At 23.7% G+C, this 5,892-nt stretch carries 5 protein-coding genes; all 5 read left to right on the plus strand.

What is annotated here, in order from left to right:
• On the plus strand, positions 1 to 1,399 hold a 1,399-nt coding region (locus tag R4K56_RS14275; protein WP_335786929.1), incomplete at its 5' end, for an ankyrin repeat domain-containing protein.
• A 510-nt stretch (positions 1,400 to 1,909) separates the two neighbouring features.
• Entirely contained in the window at positions 1,910 to 3,112 is a 1,203-nt protein-coding gene (locus tag R4K56_RS14280; RefSeq protein ID WP_335773121.1) for a hypothetical protein, read from the plus strand.
• A gap of 15 nt (positions 3,113 to 3,127) precedes the next feature.
• Entirely contained in the window at positions 3,128 to 4,339 is a 1,212-nt protein-coding gene (locus R4K56_RS14285) for a hypothetical protein (protein WP_335773120.1), read from the plus strand.
• A 42-nt stretch (positions 4,340 to 4,381) separates the two neighbouring features.
• Positions 4,382 to 5,470: an ankyrin repeat domain-containing protein gene (locus R4K56_RS14290; RefSeq protein ID WP_335773119.1), complete on the plus strand. Its 1,089-nt coding sequence runs from the start codon at positions 4,382 to 4,384 to the stop codon at positions 5,468 to 5,470.
• A gap of 72 nt (positions 5,471 to 5,542) precedes the next feature.
• Positions 5,543 to 5,892: Rpn family recombination-promoting nuclease/putative transposase (locus tag R4K56_RS14295; protein ID WP_335773118.1), on the plus strand; the 350-nt coding region annotated here is incomplete at its 3' end.

The raw sequence follows: 5,892 nt of genomic DNA on the forward strand, positions 1-5,892 counted from the left end.
AGCACCAATATACGAAATATCAAAATTATTAGCAGAGGAAGGACTAGAAGGAAAAATCACTGAATATACAAATTTTAGTGATAAATATATATATAAAGTAAATAAAGATTCTACTCCTTTGTTTTTGGCGGTACAATTCGGATATAATGATTTAGCAAAAGAGCTTATAAAAGAAGGTGCAGATGTTAATGCTAGAGCAAATGATATGGAAACAGAAGACGGTATTGATATGCTTTATTATGCTGTTGAAAATAATAATGTTGAAATGAGTAAAATCTTAATTGATGAAGGAGTTGATGCAGGCAGAGAATATGGTTTTGAATATCCTTATTATTTAACAGATATTGCTATTGACAACAGCAATCTTGATATGCTTAAAATACTTGTAGAAAGCGGAGATATTGATTTGGAATCAAGCTTAATTCCTGATGCCATAGAAGAAAATAATATAGAAATGGTTAAATATTTAATATCTATAGGACAAGATGTAAATGCTCAAATATTTGCAGATGGATTTTGGATTAACTCTCCTATGAAAGTAGCAGCTGAAAATGGCAATATAGAAATAGCTAAACTTTTAATTGATGAAGGTGCCAATTTAAACTCAAGCGATGATTATATAGGTCCAGCTATTGATTACGGTAATTATGATATAGCTAAATTATTAATAGATAATGATGTTTTTAATCTTAATACTAATACAACTATAGAACAAGCTATAGAATTAGTAAAGAAGAAAAAATATTATGAAATAGAAAAATTATTATCAAGCGAAGATTCAAACAATATAGATGGATATGATGAATTAATGAATGCTGTATCAAAAGGAGATATGAAAGCATTAGAAAAACTTATAAAAGATGATACCGATTTAAATAAACAATATGATAATATTACACCTCTTAATTTAGCTGCTGCTAGAAATGATAAAGAAATGGTTAAATTCCTAGTAGAAAAAGGTGCTGATATAAATTTAGAAGACGGATATGGATATACTCCTTTAATAATAGCAATTAAGTATCGTAATATTGGTTTAGCTAAAAATATTATTGATTTGAAGCCTGATTTAAATGCCGTATGTTCAGCAACAGGGGATACTCCTTTAACATATTTAGTAAATGCCAACAAGTACGGCGGTGTAGCAGATCTTTGTTATTATATGATAAAAAATGGTGCTGATATAAATAAAAAGAATAAGGAAGGAAATACTCCATTAATGATTGCAGCTGCAAGTTATAATTATGCTATTGTGGGAGTTCTTGTAAATATGGGTGCTGATTATAATATTAAAAACAAAGAAGGAAAAACAGCCATTGATATTGCTTCAGCTAGAGATGATAGCTCAGCACTTCATCACATGACTAATCCAAGCGATTTAGAATATTATCTTAGTTATTAATAAATAATAAAAAAGTGTATGCATTATATATGTATGCACTTTTTTATTTTCTGTTTAAAAATTTTCAGTATATACCTAAACAACTATATTTTGTCAAAAATAAATTTATGTTTTGGTTTTATATTTGGGGCTTTGCCCCAAACCCCACTTCTTTTGCGACCGAAGGGAGTGCCTTTGGCGTGCCACAAAGAAGCTTATATCCTCGATAAACTCGGATACGCTTCGCGAAAGGCTGCATTTTGACTTAAATTTAGTAATTTATCTTACATGTAAAACATAATTAGTATGATTTAATACTAATTTTATATTTGCACTTTTTGGTTCTTTGACGCTGTCCGCCTGTGGCGTGCGGCGGGAAAAAGAACAACAAAAAATTGACAAAGTTAAAAATTTTTAGTATATATAATTTATAAAATATAACTATTTTAAGTATTTACTTTACAATTTATAATTATAGGTTATAATCCATTTTTAAGTATTTATAAAAATACCTATAAGGGGTTATGAAAAATGTCTGAAAATAAGTTAATTAATTCGAACAGTAAAAAAATAATGTATTTTATATTAGTATTTGTACTAATGATAATTTCTTCTATTCCAGCGAATGTATATATATTATTATTTGATACTACATACGATCTTGAAAAATTAATTTACAATATGATTTTTAATAGTTTTTATTTTCAAGTTTTTTACTTTTTTTGTTATTCATTTTTATTTAGTGTAAACAGCAATTTTGAAAATGTTAATAAAAGAACAATACTAATAACATTTTTATCATTTTTACTTTTATTTTTGCTTAGTATATTTACTTCATCACCATTAAAAGATTCAATACCTGATATGCTTAATTTTTTTATGTCTAATATAATGATTAATAAAAGTATATTATCTTCTATAATGTTTTTTATCATAATACTTTTAGCTGATAATAATTTTAATATAAAGAATAATACATATAATAGTTTTACTAAGCTAGGAGATATAATTGTATTTTCTACAATAGCTGCAATTATTGCATTTGTATTTTGGGTATTTATTGCTTTTTTATATAATAAATTTATTTTTAGAACTGATATAGCACCTGATTTTGAATCATTAATTGAAAAACTTATTTTTATGTCTATTGTATTTGTTTTTTCTATAATACCTTTTATATTTTTCTTTGTGCAAAAAAGATTTAAGACTGTTTTATCAATATATATTTCTCGAGGATTATTATTTTTATATTCATTTTTAATATTCGCTTTATTTTTTGCTTTACTATATGAACCTATAAGACCTTTTGACAATACTAAGTCTTTTATAATTTATAATGCATTATTAATTTTATCTGTTCTTACTTTATACTTTATAAGAGCTGACTATAAAGCTGGTGTCATAACAAAGGCAATGTATATAATATTTCCAATACTAGCATTATTATTTAATATATTAGTATTAGGAGCAAGCATATACAGAGTAATTATTTCTGAAAATAAAATAAATGAAATTTCTATTGCAGTTCTTAATGCGATAATAGTTGTTAATTTAATATATATTATAATACAAAATATAAAGTCTATAATAAAGATATTAAAAAACAATATCAATATAAATGAGGTAGTAATTGGAAATAATAAAATATATAGCTTCATTTATATTTATGGTATTTACTCATTTATTTTTTCTTTTATAGCTCCTATTGTAATGGTATTTTTAAAAAATAAATAAAAGTGCGAGAGATTTATGAACTATATTAGTAAAAAAAGATTATATCATATATTAGTATTTGTATTAATGATAATTTCTTCTCTTCCTATAAGTATACAAATATTATTATATGATATTGATCATAATGCTGACAATTTAATTATTATTAATAGTTTTTATTATCAAGTATTTTACTTTTTTTGTTATTCATTTTTATTTATTATAGATAGTAATTTAGAAAATATTAATAAAAGAACAATACTAATAATATTTTTGTCATTTTTACTTTTATTTTTGCTTGGCATATTTACTTCAGCACCATTAAAAGATGAAATACCTGATATGCTTGAATTTTTTAAATCTAATATAATGATTAATAAAAGTATATTATCTTCTATAATCTTTTTTATTATAATAGTTTTATCTGATAACAATTTTAATATAAAGAATAATACATATAATAGTTTTACTAAATTAGGAGATATAATACTGTTTTCTGTAGCATCAGAAATTTTATTAGCAACAATATTATTCTTAATTATTAAATTGGTAGAATTGGTAGAATTGCTAGAATTTTTGGTATTTATGGTATTATTATTTTTTGGTTTAATGTTATCTGTTTTTTCTGAAGAACATGGAAATACCTTAGCCTTAAAACTGATTTTGATTTTTATTGTATATTTATCTACTTTAATACCGTTTATATTTTTCTTTGTGCAAAAGAGATTCAAAACTGTTTTATCAATATATATTTCTCGAGGATTATTATTTTTATATTCATTTTTAATATTTGTTTCATTTTTTGCCTTACTATATGAACCTATAAGACCTTTTGACAATACTAAGTCTTTTATAATTTATAATGTATTATTAATTTTATCTATTATTACTTTATACTTTATAAGAGCTGACTATAAAGCTGGAGTAATAACAAAAGCAATGTATATAATATTTCCAATAATAGCATTATTATTTAATATATTAGTATTAGGAGCAAGCATATACAGAGTAATTATTTCTGAAAATAAAATAAATGAAATTTCTATTACAGTTCTTAATATAATAATAGCTGTTAATTTAGTATATATTATAATACAAAATATAAAGTCTATAATAAAGATATTAAAAAACAATATCAATATAAATGAGGCAGTAATTGGAAATAATAAAATATATAGCTTCATTTATATTTATGGTATTTACTCATTTATCTTTTCTTTTATAGCTCCTATTGTAATGGTATTTTAAAAGATAAATAAAAGTTTAATAATTTAAAGAGGTTTATGAATTATGAAAAAGTTAATATTTATTTTATTTTTATTTAGTCTGTACTTATATAGCCAAACGGATAATAAAACTAAAGCTTATGAAAGATTAAGAGAATATGTGAATGAAGGTAATGTTAAAGAAGCTGAGAATATTCTTAAGAAATATAATGGAGATATAAATAATCTTGATTATGAAGATTTTTCATTATTATCGATTGCAGTTATGGATAATAATATAGAAATGGCTGAGCTTCTTTTGAAATATAAGGCAGATGTTAATACTGTAGTAAGTGATGGCGATACTGCATTGATACTTGCAGTTGATAATAATAATATGGAAATGGTTAAACTACTTTTAAGTTATGGTGCTGATATTGACTATCAGGGCTTTAGAGGAAGAACTGCATTATTTTCCTCTTTAAACAAAGGCGATAATGGTAAAGAAAATATTGAAATGGTAAAACTCTTAATCAAAAATAAAGCTGATGTTAATATAGCTTATGATGGAGATTATGAGAATGAAGAAACACCTTTAATGTATGCTATTATGAAAGGTTATAAAGAAACTGTAAAGATATTAATTGAAAATAAAGCAGATATAAATAAAAGAAATAGAAATAATGCAAATGCTTTGATTTATGCTTATATGTTCGGCCATGAGGATATAGCAGATATTTTACTTCAAAATGGTTCTGATTCTTTGGATAAAAGTTTGAAAGTTTGTGATCTTAATCAATCAACTTTGCTTAATCATAATGTTCCATTGATAAATGCTGCACACTATTCTACTAATGAAGTTTTTTTACAAAAGCTGATTGATAGTGATGCATATAAAGATTATGATTATGATACTGCATTGAGAGAAGCCGCTTCTTATAATAATATTAATGCTGTAAAAGTGCTTATTAAAAATAATGCTGATGTTAATGTTCAAAATAAATATGGTATGACAGCATTGATGTGGGCTTGTCGTAAAGGAAATTTAGAAATGACAAAAATGCTTTTAGAGGCTGGTGCTGATAAAAATATAAAAAATGGTGATTATGATGCATTGTATTATGCTAGAGAATATGGAAAAAATGAAGAAATAATAAAGCTTCTTACAAAATAGTTTTATTTTATGTAAATGGTATTTAAATTCTAAACAAGTTTACTTTTTAAATAATTTTTGTATAATAATATTATGAAAGATTTGGATAAATTAAAACAAATATTAAATGAACCAGTTACCATTGAGAATTTAAATAGGATTAATGATTATTTTGTACGCTATTTATTTTCACATGAAGGCAATGAAAATATAGCTTTAAATTTTATTAATGCTGTATTTAAAGATTTAAATTTTGAAACTTTTAAGAAAATAGAAATATTAAATCCGTTCAATATTTCAGAAAATTATGATGAGAAAGAATCAATAGTTGATATCAAAGCTACTACAGAAAAAGGAATAACTGTTTTAATAGAAATACAATCCAGAGGCAATGAAGATTTTATAAAAAGAGCTTTATATTATTGGGCTTATAATTATAGTTT

Source organism: Brachyspira pulli (assembly GCF_036997785.1).
GTDB lineage: Bacteria > Spirochaetota > Brachyspiria > Brachyspirales > Brachyspiraceae > Brachyspira > Brachyspira pulli.